2 protein-coding genes are annotated in these 1,935 nt (G+C 46.6%); both read right to left on the bottom strand.

Annotated elements, in window-relative coordinates; genetic code table 11:
• Positions 1-312: FecR family protein (locus G517_RS20820; protein ID WP_036592047.1), on the bottom strand; the 312-nt coding region annotated here is incomplete at its 3' end.
• Positions 313-328: 16 nt separating this feature from the next.
• Entirely contained in the window at positions 329-1,717 is a 1,389-nt protein-coding gene (locus tag G517_RS0116980) for a DUF2860 family protein (protein ID WP_028305387.1), read from the bottom strand.
• Between the last annotated feature and the right edge of the window lie 218 nt (positions 1,718-1,935).

Here is a 1,935-nt window from a genome sequence, read left to right as displayed (position 1 = left end):
GGCCGCCGCCGTAATAATACGATCACCTTCAAAAACAGAGTCACCTCGAGTGGCTGAAAGTTGTTCGCTGCTGCCATTATCCTCAATATCACCAACGCTACGCTCAAGCGAAACCTGCCCGTGGGTAAACATCAACTTGCCTACAGCCTCTTTAACAGCCACTCCCTTATCAGCCGCTAAAACAGAAGCACTAGCCAACAACAAAAACATAGCCAAAAAATACGCCGCATATTCACGGAAAGTAGAGCCCAAACGCCCCCATGCCCTTACAGAACAGGGCTGATTCGATCCTTGATAAAACAGCGTATTCATTATTCGTCTCCGGCGCTTATCGCCACAAATAAGACACATTAACACTAGCGGTTAACTGGTCTAATTCGAAAAAATCAATAGTCGATGACTGCTCTTTATAGCGAGCCTCAGTGTTCACCAACCAATTGCGGCTAGGCAACCAAACAAAAGCAGCCCCCACTTGTAGGCTATTATCAGCCCGCGATGCCTCCGCCAACTGATTATAAAACGCAAAACCATCCGACTCGTAATCTAACCGCTGATAGGTCACATTGAGCCGTAACTGCTGCTTATCACTCAAACGATACTCGCTTCCAGCCCGCAGACGGATACGCCAAGCATCACCACCATCTCGACCACTATCTGCAAATTCACGCTCAAGATTAGAGCTAAAGCGCAACAGCCAACTCGTATCCAAAGGCGTCATCAGCGATAGCTCCGCACCCAAGGTATTAAAATCACTATTTGAACGACTCACATAACGAGACAGCCGACCCACACCAGACAGAGATAACCGACTCTCCTTAAAGACAAGACGCTCAATACCACTACGAACCCCAAACTGATCAAGCAACGCCCCTAAAGGCTTATCCGTAAACACCCGAGCCACATCCACCCCCGTATTCACCGTAAGATCCGATGTAGGGCTATAGCGCCAATTACCACTGCCTTGCAAAACCGATAAGTTATAACCCTGTACGTCTGATTGACTATAAAAACGATTCTGAGATGCCGCCGTCAATTGAATACTGTTCTTCTCATCTAACGGGTAATTCCCCACATACTGCGCCCTTACATCAAGAAAGCCACTACCTTGCTCCTCAATACGGGTTTGAAAAAGCCCACCAAAAATATCCAGCACATAATCCGCCGGAGCACCGTTCACATTACTGTCGTATCCTAAACCACTACCCAATATAAAAGTGTGCGACGGCTCACTCTTTTGACGTTTGCTTAACGCAATTTTATCGCGATACTGTTTAATAATACCTGCCGCCTGCTCTGGAGGATTCATCGCCTCCAAAGCCGCAAACTCTTTATCCGCCACCTCAACCTGCCCCAACTGCAGCAACGCAATAGCTCTTTCTAAGCGTCCACCCGCATGATTGGGTTGAACAAAAAGCAAACGATCCAACACCAACAAACCAATAGAAGGATTCCCCGCACGCACCGCAGCAATACCTAACAGATAGTCATAATCAGGCCTTCCCGCATAATCAACCTCTGCCGGTAACAAAAGATCCAATGCATCACCCGGCTTCCCCGCAGCCAATGATTTTTGCCCCTCAGACAACAGACGGGATATAGGTTCAGCAGCCTTGGCAAGGCCAGCACCTAAACCGCACATAACCAATATAGCCACCAGCAAGAAGCCACGAACAGGCAGTAAACCTCGCGCCAGCGCACACGTCTGCATAAAAGACATAAATCAAACCTCTAGGGAATACGGTAAAAGCAAGCCACCAGCTTAATGACTATCCACATTTTTTTACACAAAAAAATAGAACAAAACAGAGAAGCATGATCTTATTCACACTTTATGTCTAAATTATAAAAAATAGCATAATAAGGATATGATAAAAACGTCTTGGTATATTGAGAAAATACAGCGTGTAGGTCGGGCTTTAGCCCGTCGTGATTTGG

This window comes from Oceanospirillum maris DSM 6286, from assembly GCF_000422865.1.
Classification (GTDB): Bacteria; Pseudomonadota; Gammaproteobacteria; order Pseudomonadales; family Halomonadaceae; genus Oceanospirillum; species Oceanospirillum maris.
The sequence above is the reverse complement of the archived record's forward strand: the minus strand, read 5'-3'. Positions and strand labels throughout refer to the sequence as shown.

Excerpts from the sequence above, each read along its gene's own strand:
- G517_RS0116980 (WP_028305387.1), bottom strand. The coding sequence starts at position 1,717 with ATGTCTTTTATGCAGACGTGTGCGCTGGCGCGAGGTTTACTGCCTGTT.